General features: G+C 43.7%; 1 protein-coding gene. It reads right to left on the bottom strand.

Features of this window, described 5'->3' with window-relative positions:
* On the bottom strand, window positions 1-885 hold an 885-nt coding region (ltrA, locus tag CBG10_RS08315; RefSeq protein WP_094512306.1), incomplete at its 3' end, for a group II intron reverse transcriptase/maturase.
* Window positions 886-899: the final 14 nt, after the last annotated feature.

Genomic DNA, 899 nt, shown 5'->3' on the forward strand with positions numbered 1-899 from the left:
TGGGTTCACTTTAACTTTCAAGCGCTTTTCTAGAAACTGGGTAATGCTTCGCATTACTCGTTCTCCGGCTCGTTGACTTTTAACATAGATGTTACAATCATCCGCATAGCGCACAAAGTGATGACCACGTCTAGTCAACTCTTTGTCCAACTCATTTAGATAGATGTTCGCCAGTAGTGGGGACAATGGCCCTCCTTGTGGGGTTCCTTTTTCGCTCTTAGCGAAAAGCCCATGGTCTAAGACTCCGCTAGTTAGAAACTTACGAATGAGTCTTAGTGTCCATGGGTCATCAATATATTGTTGGAGATACTTAATCATCAAGTCATGATTAACGTTATCGAAATAGGCTTTTAGGTCTAAGTCAACAACTCTTCGATAACCTTGATTATAAAGATCTACTACTTTTTCAATAGCGTCATGGGCCCCACGGTGGGGACGAAAGCCAAAACTATTATCAGAGAAAACGCGCTCAAAGATAGGCGTAAGAATTTGGGCCACAGCTTGTTGAACCATTCGGTCCACCACCGTTGGTATTCCAAGTCTTCTTACTCCACCATTAGGCTTCGAAATTTCTACCCGTTTGACTGGGGCTGGTTTATACTTGCCCTCACGCAAACTAGCGATCAGTTCCGTCTTATTTTCTCTAAGATATGGCAGAAGGTCATTGACTGTCATATCGTCAACGCCTGCTGCTCCTTTATTTCTCTTAACTCGCAAATAAGCCTGATTAAGGTTATTGCGATCCAAGACTAAGTCTTGGATAGTGACACTCATACCTTTACCTTCACCATAACCGGTACTACGCGCCCTTGTGTACTTTCGGTTTTCCAAACCTATCCTCGACAAGCGGTCAGCTTGTTGTTCTGTTTTCTGCGATTGTCGCACCTGATTACACCTCC

Source organism: Limosilactobacillus reuteri (assembly GCF_002254085.1).
Classification (GTDB): Bacteria; Bacillota; Bacilli; order Lactobacillales; family Lactobacillaceae; genus Limosilactobacillus; species Limosilactobacillus reuteri_K.